Below are 17667 nucleotides of genomic sequence, written 5' to 3' on the forward strand. Positions count from 1 at the left end.
GGCGAAGCGTTCCGCCTCGGCGCACCAGTTGCCCACCAGGCTGGTGGGTGCCACCACCAGGGTCGGGCGCGCAAGCGCTCCACGGGCGCGCTCGTCGAGCAGATGCGCCAGCACCTGAACGGTCTTGCCCAGGCCCATGTCGTCGGCCAGGATGCCGCCGGTGCCGAGTTCCGAGAGAAAGCGCATCCAGGCGGTGCCGCGGGCCTGGTAGTCGCGCAGCTCGCCGGCAAAGCCGGGCGGTGCGGGCAGGCTCGCGGGCAGCTCACGCAGGCGCCGGGCCAGGGCGGAGACGTCCTCGCGCCCCGCCCAGCGCTCGTGCTCGGCCAGGGGCGCTACCTTCTCGGCGGCGGTCACCGGCAGGCGCAGCGCCGCCTCGGGGTCGCTCTCGTCATTGAGCCAGTCGAGGATCGGCGCCATCAGCGACCGTAGCCTCGCCAGCGGCATCACCAGGCGGCGGTTCTCCGCCAGGGTCAGCGTCCAGGTGGCATCCTCGGCTTCATCCTCGGCGGGCTCCAGCGGGAAGCGGGGATCCTTGAACAGGCGGCGCAGGATCGGCAGCAGGTTGAGGCGCTCGCCCTCAACCTCGATATCCAGGGCCAGGTCGAACCAGCCGTTGCCGGCCGGTTCCAGCTCGCCGTACCAGTCGTCGGGCTCGAGGTAGGTCGGCTCCTCGGGGAAGTCGTCGCTGAAGTGAACCAGGCAGCCGGCCTGGCGCAGCCGGGCGATCATCTCCCACCAGTCGTCGGGGCCGGCCAGGTGGGTCGGCCACTCGGCGGCAGTGGCCGGCGGCGTACCGTCCAGGGGCAGCAGCAGCGCCCACTCGGGCAACTCGAGGTGGGCGGGCACGGCGTCGGTCTGCTGCAGGCGCTCCAGGGTCACCATGCCGGGGGGCAGACTGCGCACCAGCGCCAGTTCCGCTTCGGGGTCGCGCATCACGGTAAGGCGCTGCCCGTCGCGGAAGGCCTGGGCGCTCTCGCCCTCCTCCGGCGGCACCTCGATGCCGTCGTAGTCGAAGCCCACCACGGCGGCCCCCACCTCGATCCAGCGCGGCACCATGGCGCCATCACGATAGCCCAGCTGACCGGTGGCGACTTGCAGGGTGACCTTGAGACGCGGCGTCACGCTTTCCAGGGTGCGCTCCTCCACCGCCTGGGGGGCCGGAAGCCGCTCCGCCAGACCCGGCGCCTGATGCAGACGCTCGGTGAGCCAGCCACTCATCTCCGGGGGCAACGGGGGCGCCCGGCGCAGGCGCATCAGTAGCTCGGGGTCGCCCTCCAGGCGCCCGAAGCGGCCGCGTGTTTCGTCGAGGTAGCAGAGCTCGCCGCCGGCACGCACGATCGCGGCATCGCCGGAGATCACCTCCGCCGGCTCGGCATCCGCCCGCAGGTGCTGGTTGCCGTCTGCGTCGGGCTCCCAGGCCAGGGTCAGACGGCAGGCCGGGCCCGGGTCGAGCATGGCGCCAGTCTGCTTGGGGTGAAAGAGCAGCGGCGGCGTGTCGCTCTCCAGCAGCGACCACAGTGCCCGCGCCTGGAAGGCGTGGGCGACCGGGCTCCAATACTGCTCGTATCCACCGGCGAGCTGGCGGCGCTGCTCGCCGAGCATCAGCAGCTCCAGGGCCTCCTCCTGGTCAGGCGAAAGCCCCTGGGGCGGCCTGGGAGAGAGGCCGCCTCCGCGCCGCACCATGATGGGCCGAGGCTTGACCCAGCCGTTACCGCGACTGCGCTGCTTCGTCGGCCGTACCCACACCGGTGATACCTTGAGGGTCGGCGAGCGAGGATTCGGGTCGATGTCCAGAAACAGCGCCAGGCGATAGTCCTCCTCCAGCTCTTCGACATAGCGCTTGCCGCCGACCGGTGATTCGAGCTCGGCCAGCCACGACTCCCAACGCTGCTCGAGCAAGGCCGAGTCGTCACGGGTCGGGAGGCCATCGGCCTCCATCTCGTCGATGAAGCCCTGGATCACCGCCACCGCATGCTTGCACTGGCGCCCCACCGGGCAGCTGCAGTCGCTGACCACGCCCATCTCGGGGCTGCCGGGGTCCACGGCCAGGCTCGTCAGGTAACGACTACGACCGCTGCCATCCACCTGGGCCCGCAGTACCAGCAGATCGCCGTCACGCTCCAGACGGGTGCCGTCGCGCACCCGGCCCTGCCGCGCATAGTCCCGCCCGCGGGTCAGCGAGCGCGCATCGAAGCTTCGCTGCCACTGGATGTCCTCCAGGGTGTGATAGAGCGTCAGGGCGGGATCGGCGAGATGGGCATCCGGCACGGTGATTCCTCACGGCTTGAAGGCGAGGCCGATATTGGAGCGAAACCCGGCGTTCCCTGCAACCTTACCGGTGTCGCGTGCTGCGCCTCCAGGAAGTTTCGCCTGCCGACAGACACACGCCGCCCCGCATCAGGCATTCATGGCATCGCTGACGATATGCCCATCCACCAGGTCGATGGTGCGGTCGCAGGTGGACGAGAGGCGCGGGTCATGGGTCACCAGCAGCACCGCACAGCCGCGCTCGCGGTTGAAGTGCCGTAACAGCTCGAACACTTCGGCCGCCGTGCAGGTATCGAGGTTGCCGGTGGGCTCGTCGGCCAGCAGCTTGCCGAGCATCGCCTCGTCGGCCCCCACGCGAAGCTGGCCGCTGACCAGGAAACGCTCCAGGGGAATGATCCGCCGGTAACGCGCCACGTCGATCCCGGTCAGGGCCACCGACTGCACGGCCTCGCCACGGCGAGCAAACGCCGGGCCCGACACCACCGGCGACACCGCTGTCAGCTCCGGCAGCCGATCGAGGGTGGCACTGACCTGCTGCCAGTTGTTGATCGAGCGCAGGCGTTACGCACGCCGGTCTCGATGTTCACCGACACCGTCATGTCCTGGCGCAGGAAATCGGGGACCGGATCGACCGCCAGCCGAACCTCCACGGTGCCGCGCTGGGGGTCGATGCTCGGGGCGATGAAGCTGACGCGGGCGGGGAACGGGCGCTGCGGATAGGCATCGGCGACGGCCATGGCGTCCTGCGGCAAGGCCAGCAGGGCGAGGTTGCGCTCATCGAGCGGCACACGGATCTCGGCCGCGCCACTCAGCGCGATGGTGAACAGCACCTGGCCAGGCTCTGCAGCAGATCGCCGGGCTCCGGGCGTCGCGACGCCTCACTGTTCGGCGGCAGTATCTGTTTTCGACCCGCCGACCGCCTCATCGACGGGTACTTAAGTGGAGGATACCAGCATGAGGCCCAACAGGGACTCTCACGCCCTGGCACGCGGCGTCACCGCCGTGACGGCCCCCTCGCGGCGGAACATGGACCGGCGGTGGCGCCAGACGACGCCCAGGGCCACCGCCAGGAACAGCAGGTTCTCGAGCGGCTGGGCATCCGGCCACAGCGGGTTGATCAGCTGGAAGTGGAAGAGCACCGGCAGCAGCAGGCTGCCCCGCGAGGCATTGAACATCGCCGTGACGATGAGGCTGAGCGCCACGGCGCCGACCAGGAACGGCAGGAAGGACCAGGCCCCCTGGGGCGTGCCGCCGAGCAGGAACGCCGGCAGGTGCCAGAGGCCCCAGATCAACCCCAGGAGGATCGCGGCCGAGAGGGGCGTGAAGCGACGCTGCAGCAGCGGAAGCGCCACGCCTCGCCAGCCGAGCTCCTCCACGGGCCCCTTGATGGCCATCAGCAGCGCGGCCACCAGCCACGCGGACAGCGACGCGAAGGCCGGCGGGTCACCGAACCGCCACCCCTGCCACATGGCCGCCACATAGAAGACCAGCGGCACTCCGAGGAACAGGAACGCATACCAGCCGAGGGAGGCGCGCCATAGCAGCAGCCGGGAGAGCAGGCGACGCACGCCGCCGGGCCCCTCGCCGTGGAAGACGACGAGCAACGCCGCGATGGCGGGCGCATAGACCGCCAGGTAGAACAGCGGATGATGACCGGTGATGGGGCCGAACACCCGACTCATCGGCGCATTGAGGAACAGGTAGCCCGCCAGGATGCCCCAGGCAATGGCGAAGGTGATGGCCAGGAAAGGCAGGAGCGCGCGCTCGCGCATCACGCCTCCCCCTGCTCCATCACGCGCTCCAGCGGGCGGCGCAGCGAGCGTGGCATGGCCGGGGCTCGGCCGACGCGCACCACCAGGTCAAGGCGACCACCGGACAGCCCCAGCGACCGGGCGAACGCGGGCGCACGCTCGCCTCCTCCACTAGCTGGTTGACGAAGGCGTTGCGAAGGCCCAGCGCCGTGGCCTGCAGGGCGAAGCGCCGGTAGCAGCGGCCGGCCTCGACCCAGTGGGCGCGGTCATCCACCGCCGAGGCGAACACCGCCAGCCCCGCGGCGCTGCGCACCTGGCGGGCCACCTTGGCATTCTCCGCCTTCGGCCGCAGCATGGCGCGCATCAGGTACTTGCCCAACCAGCGCGGCGCCTGGGGGTTGCCGGTCGCCCGGCCGCTCAGGCCGTCGCCCTTCTCCACCCGGAACCGCCAGCACTGGGTGTTGTGGCCCGAGGGCGCCAGGGTGGCGTAGCGGATGAGTGTCTTGAAGCGCTCGGCCTCTTCCTGCGCCGGTGCCTCATCCACGCTCCAGGTGCGCTTTACCACCTCGTCGTAGGTCATTGAGCGTCCTCACACTGGCTGGCCGATGCCTCTCAGAGTATGTCGCATTTCTTTCGCGGCGATGACGCCGAAGAAGACATAGGGTGTCATGGCAGGCAAGCTGGGCAACAGACAACACGCAACCCCGGAGGCCCCAATGACAGCACGCCTGATCGACTTTCAGCACGCGGACGAGGCACCGCGCTGGCGGGCCATCAACGACGACGTGATGGGCGGCGTCTCCCGCGGCGGCCTGCATGGGGAAGACGACGTCGGCGTGTTCAGTGGCGAGACCTCGCTCGAGAACAACGGCGGTTTCGCCTCGGTGCGTCGCGAGCCCGAGGCCATGGATCTGAGCACCTACGCTGGCCTTGAGCTCCGGGTGCGCGGCGACGGCCGCCGCTACCAGCTGCGCCTGCGCACCGACCGGCTGTTCGACGGCGCGGCTTACCGGGCACTGTTCCAGCCACCCGCCGGCGAGTGGCAGCGCGTTGCCCTGCCCTGGCACGCGTTCGAAGCGGTATTCCGCGGCCGGCGGCTGGCGGATGCCCCGCCCCTCGACCCCGCGGCGATCCGGCAGGTGGGGCTTCTCATCGCCGACCGGCGGCCGGGCCCCTTCCGGCTGGAGGTCGCCTGGCTGGCGACGCTGGAGAGCGGCGGCAACGGATGAGCCTGCAGGAGGGGACCTCAGCGTTAGCGTTCGCCTCCGACACTGCAGCGATAGCCATGACCGATCACCCCGCCACCCCGAAGAGCGCCCCTACGCCGGCGGTCAGCGCCATGGCCAGGGCGCCCCAGAAGGTGACGCGTGAGGCGGCTGCGATCAGCGGGGCACCACCGGCCTGGGCGGACAGGGAACCCAGCAACGCAAGAAACACCAGGGAACTGCCAGAGACCGCCCACATGAGCAGGGAAGCCGGAAACAGCATGACGACCAGCAGCGGCAGCACCGCGCCGAGCGAGAAGGTGCCGGCGGAGGCCAGGGCGGCCTGGACGGGACGCGCCGTCAGGGGGTCGGAGATGCCCAGCTCATCCCGTGCGTGGGCACCCAATGCATCATGCTGCATCAATTGGCTCGCCACGGTGCCCGCCAGTGCCGGGTCCAGCCCGCGCTTGACGTAGATCGCCGTGAGCTCCGCCTGCTCCTGTTCGGGGCTCGACGCCAGCTCATCACGCTCCCGCACAAGGTCGGCACGCTCGGTATCGGACTGTGAGCTGACGGACACGTACTCGCCGGCGGCCATCGACATGGCGCCGGCAACGAGGCCGGCCACGCCCGCGACCAGGATGCCCCGGGCATCGGCTCCGGCAGCGGCAACGCCCAGCACCAGGCTGGCCGTGGAGACGATGCCGTCATTGGCGCCAAGCACGGCCGCGCGCAGCCAGCCTACCCGGTGCGTTCTATGTGTCTCGAGGTGTCTCATGGGAAGCATCCCCTTGGCAGCTGACGACGAGAGTGCCAGGAAGGCACACCGCCCGCCAGGGCTATTGCAGTTGGTCGTGGCGAACGGGCACCGGGGGCAGGCCGAAGAGGAGGTCCTGGGCCAGGGGTGAGGAGCACCACTCCGAACGGGCTGGCCACGTATGGCCAGCACCGGACCTGCGAGCGGAGTTGGACGCGAAAACGAAGCAGGGCGTCGGAAGCGCCCATGGAAGGGTGTACAGCGCCTCCTCGATGGCCCGAAGGATGGGGTCCACTTCACTTTCCTTTGGTCGAGGCTCGGGATAGACGCGGAGTTCACGCCTGTCGAACGCAGCCAACGTATCATAGCGCGGCCGAATCCCGGCGAGTGGCAGCGCGTCGCCCTGCCCTGGCAAGACGTCGACGCCGTCTACCCGCCGGGCTCGACCCGTCAGCACCATTCGGCCTGCGTCATCACGCATCTTGCCTATGCTGATGTTACGGATGACAAGCCTGACCACTGGAGGCACGACCGTGATCATCAAGGGACTCGTACTCACTCTTATCCTCGTCGGTTCCGTCGGACTGGCCAGCGCCGATTACGCCGCCGGCATGCGCTACTACGAGCGGCAGGAGTACCGCCAGGCACTGCAGGAATTCGGCGAAGCGGCCAGAAGCGGCGATACCGATGCCCAGTACATGCTGGGCCGCCTGCACGAGGCCGGCAACGGGACAGCCCAGGATTTCGTGCAGGCCCACAAGTGGTACAACCTGGCCGCGGCCCGGGGCCACCGCCATGCCGCCGAGGCACGCGATTCGCTGGCCGAACGCATGACGGCCGGACAGGTCGCCGAGGCGCAGCGGGCGACACGGGGCTGGCAACCGGAAGAGGAAGCATCTTCACAGGCGACGGAGCGAGCGCGGCCCGACATCGAGACCCTCTCGGACCGGCAGGGCATCGCCGAGATACAGCGCGAGCTCAACCGGCTCGGCTACGACGCCGGCCCGGTGGATGGTGCCATGGGACGCCGCACCCGCAATGCGATACGCGAGTATCAGGCCGACAGGAACATGGCCCAGGACGGCCGCGCAACGGCTGACCTGTTGAAACGCCTGCGTCAGACGGAGAGACAGGAAGTGGCCACAGCCTCCCAGCCGCCACCCGCCGCCGAGTCCCGGGTCGTCCTGCAGGACGACTTCAGCGACGGCGATTACCGTCGCAATCCGCCCTGGACAGTGCTCAGCGGCGACTTCGAGGTGGATGAGAACGGCTTGCGGAGCATCGTGGAGACGCGGCGGTCGACCGCACGAGAATCACGCGGGCTTCGCTCCGATAGTCCGGAGGAGATCGGCCTGGCGATGCTGGCGCTGATCCTCGAGCAGACGGGCACTGCCGGGCAGGACCAGGTGCCTGTCCCCGTGGAACCGGCGCACATCTTCGTCAATGCCCCCGTCGACAATGCCTTCAGGATGGAGCTGGACGTCGCCTCCCGGCAGCGGCCCGGCAGCCTGGAGCTCGGGGTCTTCCAGGGCAACCGACCCCGCGGCACCGGCTATCGCCTGGTCTACACGCCCGGCTCGCGCCCGGGGCTCAGCCTGGTCAGGTTGATTTCCGGAAACGCCGAGGTGGTCGCTCGCCACGAAGCCAGCCTCGACCTCGAGGACGGCCGCTCACACCGCATCGTCTGGACCCGTGACGAGGACGGACAGATGCAGGTCCGCGTGGATGACCAGCGGCTGCTGCGTGTGCAGGACAATGGCCTGCGCGATCCCTTCCAGGGCGTCGTGCTGGCCAACCAGGGGGGCGACTACACCCTGCACCGGATCAGGCTGGAGGAATAGGCGCCTGTGCCGACCCGCTTCAGGCGGTCTCGCCCTCACCTGCTCACTGACTAACAGACCGAATGCCACCCGATTCCCCCGGCGGGAAGCGGTGCCATTCGGTCGAGCTACCGGCAATGGGCACCACAAAGATCACGCCGAACGCGGAAGCGCTCACCCGCACCACCAACGCGCCGTCATCCGCCTTGCGGAGGCGATAGGTCAAGGACTCGACGCCACTCACCTGTTCCGCCACCCAGCGAGACGATTCCAGCAACATCCAACCGCCCTCGCAGCGATAGTCTTCCTGACGCTGCAGGATGAGTGGTTCAAGTGAAGCGTCCTCGCCGAGCAGCTCGACCTTCAGCGCCTCGTTCGCGTCGCCCGTGAACCGGACACGCTTCGCCCGCGCCGCAGTGGCGGTATCTGCAAGGAAGTAGCTGGAGAGATAAGGCGGGGAATACTGGGGCGAACCACCCTCCGGCACCGAGCGCTCACCCGCGTTCTGAAACTCGCCCGCAAGCGTGGGGCAGCTCTCGCCCGGGGATGCCGAGAGGCCGCCCCATTCGACGGGATAGACGCCGTGCGACGAACAGCCCGGGACAACGACGATCGCGGCGAGAACCAGGTACCGGGCAGCGCTGACTGGGCGCTTCATCGGCAACTTCCTTCGAAAGTAGAGGGAGGGGTGTCATGCACCCGTTTATCGTGCGGCAAAAGAGGGGAGCGCTCTCTATCATTGGCACCGACGGTTGACCCAGCCATGTAGATGCTGCCATCCACTGAGCGCGTTTGGCGAAGAGGCTGCCGGAGCCCGTCAGGATGTTTTACGGAAATGGCAATAGAGGTACATTTGCCTTACCCGTCCCGGCGTCATGTGCAGGGATTTGCGATGCTGTATCAGTTCGAATCTCTCGCCCAGTGTCGCTTCCAACTGCTCCGGACTGTACCGCTGCACCGGCAGACCACTGCATGTTGGTGGCGCTTCTGGCGCAAAGGTGCCGACCACGAAGTGCCCGCCTGGTGCTAGCGACCTCAGAAGCGTGTCCCGATAGTTATGTTGCTGATCCGCGCCGGTAAGGAAGTGAAACACGGCGCGATCATGCCACAAATCATAGTGACCTTCAGGCAAGTCAATATCTTCCATATCGCCCACCCGCCATGTCACGAGTTCTGCCTTGCTTCCCAGCCGTTGTCTTGACAGGCACAGGGCTTTCTCAGAGATATCGAGCACAGTGATGGATCGATAGCCTGCGTCCAACAGATCATCGACGAGTGTGGACGTCCCCCCACCGACATCGATGATCGAAGCGTCCATGGCCAGACCAAGCCCCTGGATAAGGTTCAAGGAGGTCTGTAAACGGGGCTCATACCACCCCAGCTCCTCGGTCGCCTTGCTTGCGTAGACTTGCTCCCAGTGATCCTTTTGACTCATTTCATGCCACCCTGTGTCGATGCTCACCTGGACAAAGCACTGTCGTGTGCGACAGGCGATCATCCCGCCAGGTCGACGCCGGTATCCGAGCGCCGCTGCGCCTCACGGCGCGGACGTAGTATGATCCTAGCCCAACGGCTGACCGTGGGCCTCTACCCGACGCTTGAGCCAGGCACCGATCAGCAGCAGCAGGGTCAGCGCGACCAGCGGCAGGATCACGCTGGGGCTCACGGCCTGCTCGGTCTCCACCGCTTCCAGGGCGCCGTAGATGGCGCTGGAATAGACCCCCCATTTCGCGCTCAGGCCGATGATGGCCGCCATCACGAAGGTCGCCAACGGCAGGCGCAGCAGGCCGGCGGCGAAGTTGACCACGGAGTGGGGGAACCCCGGCAGTACACGCAGGGCGCACTGGGTCAGCAGGTCACTACGCTTCTCCAGATTGCCCATGACATTGCGAGTGAGCCCCCTGGGCTTCCAGCGGTCGCTGAAGCGGGAAGCCAGGTAGTAGGCCCCCAGGGCGCCCACCACGCTGCCGACCGTCAGCATCAGGGTAGCCGCCAGGGGCGTATAGAAGGGTGCGATCAGCCACAGCCCGATGCTGCCGGGCAGCCCGATGGCCAGGGTCACCGCCATGATAGCGATCACCGAGACGATCACCGCCGGATGGTGGGAGGCCTGGTCGGCCCAGCGCTGCAGTTCCGCCAGTTCGGGCGAGTGCCAGATCCACAGGTAGCCTGCCATCAGCAACGTGGCGCCGATCGCCACCCAGCGCCAGGGACGGCTCGGCGGACTGTCATTGAACATCGGGGCGTCTCGGTCATGGATCATTCGGGCATGGTCGCATGCCCGCCATGACGGGTCACCCCTTTAGACCTAAGTCGAACATTGTTAGAATGCCATCGCTCTAGTCGGCGTCATGACCCATCGACGCACACATTCTCCGCAACTAGAGCGTCCCCATGCCTCCGAACCCTACTCCCGCACCCGCCAGGGCCTCGGCGCTGTCGCGCCTGGGTGATCCCATCGTGCTGCTGCTCACGGTCGGCTTCATCGTCGCCTTCGTCGGCCTGTCGCTTTACGACATCGACCTGGTGGCCGACAGCATCAGCGCCGGCTTCGCCTGGACGGCGGCCACGCTGGGCACCTACTTCCAGCTCCTGCTGCTGCTGACCTTCCTGATCGCCATCGGCGTGGCGATCTCGCCGGCGGCCGGGGCTCGGGTCGGCAACCTGGAAAGCCCGCAGATCGGCACCTTCAAGTGGCTGTCGATGATCATGTGCACCCTGCTGGCCGGGGGCGGCGTGTTCTTCGCCGCGGGCGAGCCGGTCTACCACTTCGTGGTGACCCCGCCGGCCTTCGACACCGAGGCGGGCACCGCCGAGGCGGTGGCCGGCGCCCTGGCCCAGTCGTTCATGCACTGGGGCTTTCTGGCCTGGGCGGTGCTGGGCTCGCTCTCCGCCATCGTGCTGGCCCATGCCCACTACGTGAAGGGCCAGCCGCTGCAGCCGCGCACCCTGCTCTACCCGGTACTCGGCGAGCGCGTCATGCAGGGCGCCCTGGGCAGCCTGGTCGATGCCTGCTGCGTGATCGCGGTGGTCGCGGGCACCGTCGGCCCGATCGGCTTTCTCGCCACCCAGATGAGCTTCGGGCTGCACGAGCTGTTCGGCGTCAGCGAGGGCTATGCCACCCAGCTTGGCATCCTGGTGCTGCTGGCGGGGGTCTATGTCACCTCGGCGATGACCGGCATCCACAAGGGCATCCAGATCCTGTCGCGCTTCAACGTCTTCCTGGCGCTGGCCATCGCCGCGGTGATCCTGGTGGCCGGCCCTACCCTGTTCCTGGTCAACGCCTTCAGCCAGGGCTTCGGCGAGTACCTGTCGTCGTTCTTCACCATGGCCACCATGAGCGCCGAGACCGCCCCGGCCTGGTAGATGCAGTGGTGGACGGTATTCTTCTTCGCCTGGTTCATCGGCTACGCGCCGCTGATGGCGATCTTCGTGGCACGCATCTCCCGCGGGCGCACCATCCGCGAGATGATCCTGGCCGTCGCGGTGATGGCCCCGGTGGCCACCGCGATCTGGTTCACCCTGCTGGGCGGCTCCGGCATCCACTACCAGCTGACCGGGGCGATCGACCTCAGTGAGGCGCTGAACGCCTTCCAGTTCGACGTGGCAACCCTCACCGTGGCCCAGGCGCTGCCGGGCGGGTCCCTGATGGCGCTGGCCATCCTGCTGCTGACCAGCATCTTCGTGGCCACCACCGGCGACTCCATGAGCTACGCCATCGCCGTGGTGTGCGCCGGCCATGACGCGCCGAGCCCGCTGGTACGCGCCTTCTGGGGCATCGCCATGGCGCTGATGGCGGGCATCCTGCTCTACATGGGCGCAGGGCAGATCGGCGCGCTGCAGCAGTTCATCGTGATCACCGCGATTCCCGTCTCGCTGGTGCTGCTGCCCTCGCTGTGGGCCGGTCCCCGGGCCGCCTATGCCATGGCACGGGAGCAGGGCATCATCCCGCCCAGCTCGGTGGCCAGCGCCGGGGCCGAATGAGCCTGCCGGGAATGGCATCCTGACGGCCAGACGCTGCATCCTTGGCGTATCATGGAGGCAGCGGGTGCAGTGCCTCCCGCCCCTCCTGGTCGTTGGCCGGCCATCCCGCAGAAGGAGCCGTCATGAAAGTCCTCCCCGCCCTGATCCTGGGTATCGCCGCCATCGTGGCGGCGTCGCTGGTCGCCGAGGGGCTGACCGACCTGCGCACCGGCGACCGCTACGTTACGGTCAAGGGCCTGGCCGAGCGGGAAGTGCAGGCCGACCTCGCCCTCTGGCCGCTCCATTTCGTGGCCACCGGCGACACGCTGCAGCAGGCCCGCGACGAGGCCAGCGCCAGCCGCGAGGCGGTACTCGCCTTCCTGGAGGGCCACGGCATCGACACCGCGCAGGTGGAGCTGCAGCGCCTCAACGTCAACGACACGGCCGCCAACCCCTACCAGGGCGGTGACCGCGAGCAGAAGTTCATCATCAACCAGACCCTGACGGTGCGCAGCGAGGAGATCGCGCGCATCCGCGACACCGCCCAGGCGGTGGGCGAGCTGCTCGACGCCGGGGTGGTGCTCTCCTCCGACTACGGCCCAGGCGGCCCGCTCTATCTGTTCAGCGGGCTCAACGACATCAAGCCGGAGATGATCGCCGAGGCCACCGCGGCAGCGAGGGAGGCCGCCGAGCAGTTCGCCCGGGACGCCGATGCCGACGTGGGCGACCTGCGCCGCGCCAACCAGGGGGTGTTCGAGATCCGCGCGCGTGACCAGGCCATGGGCATCACCGAGGCGCAGCAGCCGGTGAAGACGGTGCGGGTGGTGACCACCGTGGAGTACTACCTGCGCTGAGGCGACGACAGCGGCCATCGTCGCCCCCTCGCCCGCCCTATCCCGCTCGGCTAGACTGGAAGGCTTTCCGCCCCAGAGACCCGTCATGCAAGCCACCCTCGAGCAGCGCGCCCTCAAGCTCTCCATCCTCGTGACCCTGGGGGTCTCCAGCCTCGGGGTCACCTTCGGCCTGCTGGCCGGCTCGCAGTCGATCCTCTTCGATGGCGTCTTCTCCACCATCGACGCCGCCATGTCGGGGCTGGCGCTGCTGGTGGCGCGGCTCGCCGTGCGCGAGGCCAGCGAGCGCTTCCAGCACGGCTACTGGCACCTGGAACCGCTGGTCGCGGCGCTCAACGGCAGCATCCTGATGCTGCTCTGCTTCTATGCCTTCCTCACCGCCCTGCTCGACCTGCGCGAGGGCGGCCGTGAGCTCGCCTTCGACCTGGCGATCGGCTATGCGGTGGTGGTGGCCATCGTCTGCTTCGCCATGACCGCCTACCAGCGGCGCATCAATCGCACGGCGGACTCCGAGTTCGTGCGCATCGACATGCAGGGCTGGCTGATGGCGGCGCTGATCACCACCTCGCTGCTGGTGGCCTTCATCATCGCCCGCTTCCTGCAGGGCACCCCCTGGGCGCACCTCACCCCCTACGTGGACTCGGTGCTGCTGATGGTGCTGACGGCCAGCTTCATGCCGGTGCCCATCGGCATCGTGCGCCGCGCCATGAAGGAGGTGCTGCTGATCGCGCCGAGCGAGATCGACCGCGAGGTGCATGCGGCCATGGCGCCGGTGATGGCCCGCGAGGGTCTGCTGCGCTACTACAGCCACGTGGCCAAGGCCGGCCGCGGCCACTACATCGAGATCCATATCGTCACCACGCCCGAGTACGGGCAGGGCCAGGGCATCGCCGTGCTCGACGAGATCCGCGAGCAGATCAGCGCCGGGCTGAGCCCGCCGCCGGAGCGGCGCTGGTTCACCGTGGCCTTTACCGCCGACGAGCGCTGGGCCTGACTCTGAGGGCCGGCCAAGAGCCGGCCCCTAATCCTCCCGCGCGACCCACTGCCCTGCCTGCTGCGCGGCGCGCCCCTCGGCCTCCAGCTTGAGCAAATGGGCCAGCGCCGAGCGCGCCGCCACCCCCAGCTTCTCCGCCGGCACGTCGTCGTAGGCGTGGCGCGTCAGCGCCTCCAGGCTCGCCGGGGCGTGGCGCGCCAGGGCCCGGCGCACCTTGTGCTCCCGGGCCAGGCGATGGGTGACCAGGAAGTCGATGGCGGCGTGGGCCTCGCCGATCAAAAAGCCGTGGCCCGGGGCGATGGTATCGAAGGGCTCCTCGCCCAGGGCCTGCAGGGCGGCCAGGTAGGCGGCCATGTCGCCGTCCGGCGGGTTGATCACCACCGTGGAGCCCTGCATCACCTGGTCGCCGGCGAACAGCAGCCGCGCAGGCTCCAGCAGGTAGCAGAGGTGGTTGGAGGCGTGGCCCGGCGTATGCAGCACCTTGAGCGTGCCGGCGGGCGTCTCGAGGCGCTCGCCGTGGGCCGGCCGGTGGTCGGGCGCGAAGCCGGCGTCCTGGCTGGGCCCGGGCGGCGGCGGCAGGCCCACCAGCCGGGCGCCGGTGCGCGCCTTGAGCCAGGCCGCCCCCGGCGAGTGGTCGACATGGGTGTGGGTCACCAGCACCCGGGAGATCCTGCCCCCGCACAGCGCCAGCAGCCGCGCCAGGTGGGCCGGTTCCGCGGGGCCGGGGTCGATCACCAGATGGTCATCGCCGTCGCCGAGCAGGTAGCTGTTGGTGCCGGGGCCGGTCATCGCGCCGGGATTGGGCGCGGTCACCCGGGTCACCCCCGGCGCCAGTGCCACCGCCCGACCGGGTTCGATCTCTGCGCTGGCCGTGCCCCGCCGCTGGGGGTCCAGGCGGCGCACCTCCGCATAGGCCGGGGAATCCGGCTCCACCTGCCAGGCGACGCCGCCCTTGCGAGCCGGCCAGGGGCGGCTGGGGCGCGCCGTCGGCGGGTTGGCATGGGCGTAGCGCAGCAGCGCCTCGGGGGTCGCGAAGTCGGCGAGCAGGCGCAGGGTGCGCAGGGTGGGGTAGCCCAGCGCCATGCGGCCCTGGCGGTGCGCGGCCAGCACCTCGGCGGGGGTGAGCCAGGCGTGGTCGATGGTCTCGCTGCCGTCGTGCGCCGCCTGCTGGCCCGGTGGCGCCAGGGCCACGAAGAAGCGTGTGTCGAAGCGTCGCGGGGCACCCCGGGGCGTGACCCAGTGGCCCAGGTAGGCCAGCCGGTCGAGCGGCAGCACCAGCCCATACTGCTTGCACAGCGCATGGAAGCTGGTCGCCTCGCGGCGCAGCGCCTCGCGCCCCTCGCTCAGCACCGGATGGTCCCCGGGCGGCAGACGCCCCTGGCCGTCCAGGGCCAGCAGCAGGCCCGCCTCCTCGAGGCACTCGCGCAGTGCCGCGATCATGTAGTCCGCCCCGCCCTCGTCGAGGCTCAGGGTCTGGCTGATGGCGGCATCACCGCGGCCGGAGGTGAAGGCCCGCACGTCGAGGTCCTGGGGGTCCACGGCCCCGCCGGGGAAGACGAAGTGGCCCGGCAGGAAGGCGGCCTGCCAGGTGCGCTGCAGCAGCAGGACCTCCAGCCCCCGGTGGCCATCGCGCACCAGGGCAAGGGTTGCGGCGGGACGGATCTCGATCATGCGCTCCCCCACCATCAGCGCGGCGTGACTACCGCCAGGGTCACGGAGGCCTTGGCCACCAGGGTGGCGCCCTCCTCGCCGGCGTAGACCTCGGACTCGGCGACGATCAGGGTGCGCCCGGGCTTGAGCACCCGCCCCACGCAGCGCAGTTCGCGCCCGCGGGCCGAGCGCAGCAGGTTGATCTTGAGCTCGGCGGTGAGCACGATCGCCCCGGCCGGGATCAGGGTGGCAGCGGCGGCGCCGGCGGTGTGGTCGGCAATGGTGGCCAGCACGCCGGCATGCACGAAGCCATCCTGCTGCTGGTGGTCCTCGCGCACCGCCAGGCGCGTCACGCATCGGCCCGGGGCGATCTCCACGGCCTCGACGCCGAGCGAGCGGATGAAGGGCGCCGCCTGGAGGATACGCTCCACCTCGGTGCGATAATCGGGATTGGCCGGCGGGAAGTCGGGGGCCTGGGGCATCACGGGGTCCTTTGGAGATTGGCTCGGCCACCAGCAATACCATGCCGGAGGCGCCCGGCCCATTGGTCGATGGCAGGGGGCTGGCCTGTCCGCCCCCTGCCATGCGCCCGTCCCTGTTCGTCCAGCACTATTCGTCCAGCACTATGCGTCCACCACCACCTCGAAACCGCCATAGATCAGCCGCTTGCCATCGAAGGGCATGGGGTTCGCCTCGGGCTGCAGGCGCGGGTCCTCCATGACCTTGGCCATGCCCCGGTCGCGCACCTCGCGGGAGGGCCAGGTGATCCAGGAGAAGACCACGGTCTCGTCCGGCTGGCACTTCACCGCCATGGGGAAGGAGGTGACCTTCCCCTCCGGCACGTCGTCTCCCCAGCACTCCACCATGGTGAGGGCGCCGTGCTCCTTGAACACCACGGCGGCGTCGCGGGCGTGCTGGAGGTATCTCTCGCGGTTGGCGGTGGGCACCGCGGCAACGAATCCATCGACATAGGTCATGAGGCGTCTCCTCTATCTCTTGGGGGAAGTTCCCGCACCGGACGCACCTCGATGGTGCCGAACCGGGCGGGGGGAATGCGGCTGGCGAGTTGCAGGGCCTCGTTGAGGTCGCGGGCGTCCAGCAGGTAGAAGCCGGCCAGCTGCTCCTTGGTCTCGGCAAAGGGACCGTCGGAGATCAGCACCTCGCCATCGCGCACCCGCACGCTGGCGGCGCTCTCCACCAGCTGCAGGGCCTGGCCGGCCAGGAAGTGTCCCTGGTCGGTCAGGCGCTCCACCCCGGCCAGGCACTCCTGGTTGAGGTCGTGCCACTCCTGTTCGTTCATGGCCTGGATAAGGCGCTCCTGGTAGTAGACCAGCGCGGCGTATTTCATGGTTGGCTCTCCTCCTCGCTCATCGGGCATTGGCCGGTCTGGCAGCCGATCATCCAGGGCACGCCGAAGCGGTCGGTGAGCATGCCGAACCCCTGCGCCCAGAAGGTGGCGCCGAAGGGCATGGTGACCTCACCGCCCTCGGCCAGCCGGTTGAACACCGTCTCGGCCCGGTCGAGCGTCGCGTAGTCGAGGTGCACCTGGGCGCCCTGCGGCGGCTGGTAGCAGTCGCCGGCCATGTCCGCGCCCATCAGCCGGCGGCCGCGGACGTTGAGCGAGGCGTGGATGATCCGGTCGTGGCGTTCGGGCGGGGTGTCCCGGGCGGCCGGCGTCTCGCCGTAGGTGATCAGCGCCTCCAGCCGACCGCCGGTGACCTCGGCGTAGCAGGTCATGGCCTCGCGGCAGTTGCCGGGAAAGCACAGGTGCACGTTGAGCTCGCTGGGCAGACGCGCCATGGCGCGGTGCTTGTCCAGGCCGGGGCCGGGCTCGAAGTCCTCCAGGCCGAAGTAGCGGCGCAGCTCCAGGGTGACGTCGCCGTCTTCAGCGGGCCACTGCCTGGCCCATTCGATGGCGGCCTCGAGCGAGTCCGCCTCCAGCACGCTGTAGCCGGCGAGCAGCTCCCTGGTCTCGGCGAAGGGACCGTGGGTAACCCGTACCTCTCCGTCGCGCCGCTCGATCCGGCAGCCTTCGCGGCTGGGTCGCAGGCCGTCGCCGGTGACGAAGACCCCGGCCTCGAGCATCCGGTTGTTGTAATCGGCCATGGCCTCGAGCACGCCCTGGCCGGGCAGCTCGCCGGCCTCGGTGGCCGGGTCGGCCTTGCGCATCAGCATGTATCGCATGAGTTCCACCTCCGTTGGCGGGTTGCCTCCCTGAGTCGTGCGACGGCCGTGCGGATCGACATCGCCGCGGATTTTCTATCGCGACGAGGAGGCCAGCTCGGCCAGCCGGCGCTGCAGGAAGCGACGCTCCGGCACCTGGGAAGCCAGCGCCAGGGCCCGCTCATAGGCGAGCCGCGCCTCCCGAGGGTGGCCGGCACGGCGATGCAGGTCGGCCCGGGCGGCAT

The 17667-nt window shown here is 69.2% G+C and carries 17 protein-coding genes and 2 pseudogenes; 5 read left to right on the plus strand and 14 right to left on the minus strand.

The window, feature by feature from the left end; all coding sequences use genetic code 11:
* From SCI24_RS16965 to SCI24_RS16985, 5 genes and pseudogenes are all read right to left on the minus strand, one after another.
* A partial coding sequence (locus SCI24_RS16965; RefSeq protein WP_318726504.1) for an SNF2-related protein occupies window positions 1-2268 on the minus strand: 2268 nt, incomplete at its 3' end.
* 129 nt (window positions 2269-2397) lie between these two features.
* Window positions 2398-2760, minus strand: coding sequence for a hypothetical protein (locus SCI24_RS16970; protein WP_318726505.1), 363 nt, complete (start codon window positions 2758-2760; stop codon window positions 2398-2400).
* A gap of 5 nt (window positions 2761-2765) precedes the next feature.
* A pseudogene (locus tag SCI24_RS16975) lies at window positions 2766-3101 on the minus strand (efflux RND transporter periplasmic adaptor subunit); the annotation flags it as partial.
* 141 nt (window positions 3102-3242) lie between these two features.
* Entirely contained in the window at window positions 3243-4040 is a 798-nt protein-coding gene (locus tag SCI24_RS16980; RefSeq protein WP_318726506.1) for a CPBP family intramembrane glutamic endopeptidase, read from the minus strand.
* Window positions 4041-4059: 19 nt separating this feature from the next.
* Window positions 4060-4599 (minus strand): nitroreductase family protein, encoded by a 540-nt coding sequence (locus SCI24_RS16985; RefSeq protein ID WP_318726507.1) that lies wholly within the window; start codon window positions 4597-4599, stop codon window positions 4060-4062.
* 136 nt (window positions 4600-4735) lie between these two features.
* On the opposite strand from SCI24_RS16985, the gene SCI24_RS16990 reads away from it, so the two are divergent.
* Window positions 4736-5248 carry a CIA30 family protein gene (locus tag SCI24_RS16990; RefSeq protein ID WP_318726508.1) on the plus strand — a complete coding sequence of 171 codons (513 nt, stop codon included), beginning with the start codon at window positions 4736-4738 and terminating at the stop codon, window positions 5246-5248.
* Between the two features lie 64 nt (window positions 5249-5312).
* On the opposite strand, the gene SCI24_RS16995 is transcribed toward SCI24_RS16990, so the two are convergent.
* Window positions 5313-6002 (minus strand): VIT family protein, encoded by a 690-nt coding sequence (locus SCI24_RS16995; RefSeq protein ID WP_318726509.1) that lies wholly within the window; start codon window positions 6000-6002, stop codon window positions 5313-5315.
* Window positions 6003-6514: 512 nt separating this feature from the next.
* Between SCI24_RS16995 and SCI24_RS17000 the strand changes: the two genes are divergently transcribed.
* Complete coding sequence (locus SCI24_RS17000) at window positions 6515-7822, plus strand: peptidoglycan-binding protein (protein ID WP_318726510.1); 1308 nt, start codon at window positions 6515-6517, stop codon at window positions 7820-7822.
* A 43-nt stretch (window positions 7823-7865) separates the two neighbouring features.
* Here the strand turns inward: SCI24_RS17000 and SCI24_RS17005 are convergent, their stop codons facing one another.
* The 3 genes from SCI24_RS17005 to SCI24_RS17015 form a co-directional block, all read right to left on the minus strand.
* Window positions 7866-8459 carry a hypothetical protein gene (locus tag SCI24_RS17005; protein WP_318726511.1) on the minus strand — a complete coding sequence of 198 codons (594 nt, stop codon included), beginning with the start codon at window positions 8457-8459 and terminating at the stop codon, window positions 7866-7868.
* Between the two features lie 159 nt (window positions 8460-8618).
* The gene (locus SCI24_RS17010; protein WP_318726512.1) at window positions 8619-9263 is read right to left on the minus strand and encodes a class I SAM-dependent methyltransferase; all 645 of its coding nucleotides are present in this window, start codon (window positions 9261-9263) and stop codon (window positions 8619-8621) included.
* 99 nt (window positions 9264-9362) lie between these two features.
* Window positions 9363-10040 (minus strand): VTT domain-containing protein, encoded by a 678-nt coding sequence (locus SCI24_RS17015; RefSeq protein ID WP_318726513.1) that lies wholly within the window; start codon window positions 10038-10040, stop codon window positions 9363-9365.
* Window positions 10041-10195: 155 nt separating this feature from the next.
* Between SCI24_RS17015 and SCI24_RS17020 the strand changes: the two are divergent.
* The 3 genes and pseudogenes from SCI24_RS17020 (at window position 10196) to SCI24_RS17030 (ending at window position 13609) form a co-directional block, all read left to right on the plus strand.
* A pseudogene (locus tag SCI24_RS17020) lies at window positions 10196-11785 on the plus strand (BCCT family transporter).
* A 122-nt stretch (window positions 11786-11907) separates the two neighbouring features.
* On the plus strand, window positions 11908-12618 hold the full coding sequence (locus SCI24_RS17025; protein WP_318726514.1) for an SIMPL domain-containing protein: 711 nt from the start codon (window positions 11908-11910) through the stop codon (window positions 12616-12618).
* An 85-nt stretch (window positions 12619-12703) separates the two neighbouring features.
* On the plus strand, window positions 12704-13609 hold the full coding sequence (locus tag SCI24_RS17030; RefSeq protein WP_318726515.1) for a cation diffusion facilitator family transporter: 906 nt from the start codon (window positions 12704-12706) through the stop codon (window positions 13607-13609).
* A 27-nt stretch (window positions 13610-13636) separates the two neighbouring features.
* Here SCI24_RS17030 and SCI24_RS17035 read toward each other — a convergent pair whose 3' ends face one another.
* From SCI24_RS17035 to SCI24_RS17055, 5 genes are all read right to left on the minus strand, one after another.
* Window positions 13637-15280 carry an MBL fold metallo-hydrolase gene (locus tag SCI24_RS17035; RefSeq protein WP_318726516.1) on the minus strand — a complete coding sequence of 548 codons (1644 nt, stop codon included), beginning with the start codon at window positions 15278-15280 and terminating at the stop codon, window positions 13637-13639.
* 14 nt (window positions 15281-15294) lie between these two features.
* On the minus strand, window positions 15295-15741 hold the full coding sequence (locus SCI24_RS17040) for a PaaI family thioesterase (RefSeq protein ID WP_318726517.1): 447 nt from the start codon (window positions 15739-15741) through the stop codon (window positions 15295-15297).
* Window positions 15742-15882: 141 nt separating this feature from the next.
* Window positions 15883-16236, minus strand: coding sequence for a DUF1428 domain-containing protein (locus tag SCI24_RS17045; RefSeq protein WP_318726518.1), 354 nt, complete (start codon window positions 16234-16236; stop codon window positions 15883-15885).
* Entirely contained in the window at window positions 16233-16607 is a 375-nt protein-coding gene (locus SCI24_RS17050) for a YciI family protein (protein WP_318726519.1), read from the minus strand. Before SCI24_RS17050 ends, SCI24_RS17045 begins: the two co-directional genes overlap by 4 nt.
* The gene (locus tag SCI24_RS17055) at window positions 16604-17443 is read right to left on the minus strand and encodes a YciI family protein (protein WP_318726520.1); all 840 of its coding nucleotides are present in this window, start codon (window positions 17441-17443) and stop codon (window positions 16604-16606) included. The genes SCI24_RS17050 and SCI24_RS17055 overlap by 4 nt, the downstream gene beginning before the upstream one ends.
* Window positions 17444-17667: the final 224 nt, after the last annotated feature.

The sequence above is a fragment of the Halomonas sp. genome (genome assembly GCF_033549285.1).
In the GTDB taxonomy this organism is placed as follows: domain Bacteria; phylum Pseudomonadota; class Gammaproteobacteria; order Pseudomonadales; family Halomonadaceae; genus Halomonas.

Bases quoted from the DNA above. Each gene is read 5' to 3' on its own strand.
- SCI24_RS16980 (WP_318726506.1), bottom strand. From the start codon at position 4,040: ATGCGCGAGCGCGCGCTCCTGCCTTTCCTGGCCATCACCTTCGCCATT.
- SCI24_RS16985 (WP_318726507.1), bottom strand. From the start codon at position 4,599: ATGACCTACGACGAGGTGGTAAAGCGCACCTGGAGCGTGGATGAGGCA.
- SCI24_RS16990 (WP_318726508.1), top strand. From the start codon at position 4,736: ATGACAGCACGCCTGATCGACTTTCAGCACGCGGACGAGGCACCGCGC.
- SCI24_RS16995 (WP_318726509.1), bottom strand. From the start codon at position 6,002: ATGAGACACCTCGAGACACATAGAACGCACCGGGTAGGCTGGCTGCGC.
- SCI24_RS17005 (WP_318726511.1), bottom strand. From the start codon at position 8,459: ATGAAGCGCCCAGTCAGCGCTGCCCGGTACCTGGTTCTCGCCGCGATC.
- SCI24_RS17015 (WP_318726513.1), bottom strand. From the start codon at position 10,040: ATGTTCAATGACAGTCCGCCGAGCCGTCCCTGGCGCTGGGTGGCGATC.
- SCI24_RS17025 (WP_318726514.1), top strand. From the start codon at position 11,908: ATGAAAGTCCTCCCCGCCCTGATCCTGGGTATCGCCGCCATCGTGGCG.
- SCI24_RS17030 (WP_318726515.1), top strand. From the start codon at position 12,704: ATGCAAGCCACCCTCGAGCAGCGCGCCCTCAAGCTCTCCATCCTCGTG.
- SCI24_RS17035 (WP_318726516.1), bottom strand. From the start codon at position 15,280: ATGATCGAGATCCGTCCCGCCGCAACCCTTGCCCTGGTGCGCGATGGC.
- SCI24_RS17040 (WP_318726517.1), bottom strand. From the start codon at position 15,741: ATGCCCCAGGCCCCCGACTTCCCGCCGGCCAATCCCGATTATCGCACC.
- SCI24_RS17045 (WP_318726518.1), bottom strand. From the start codon at position 16,236: ATGACCTATGTCGATGGATTCGTTGCCGCGGTGCCCACCGCCAACCGC.
- SCI24_RS17050 (WP_318726519.1), bottom strand. From the start codon at position 16,607: ATGAAATACGCCGCGCTGGTCTACTACCAGGAGCGCCTTATCCAGGCC.
- SCI24_RS17055 (WP_318726520.1), bottom strand. From the start codon at position 17,443: ATGCGATACATGCTGATGCGCAAGGCCGACCCGGCCACCGAGGCCGGC.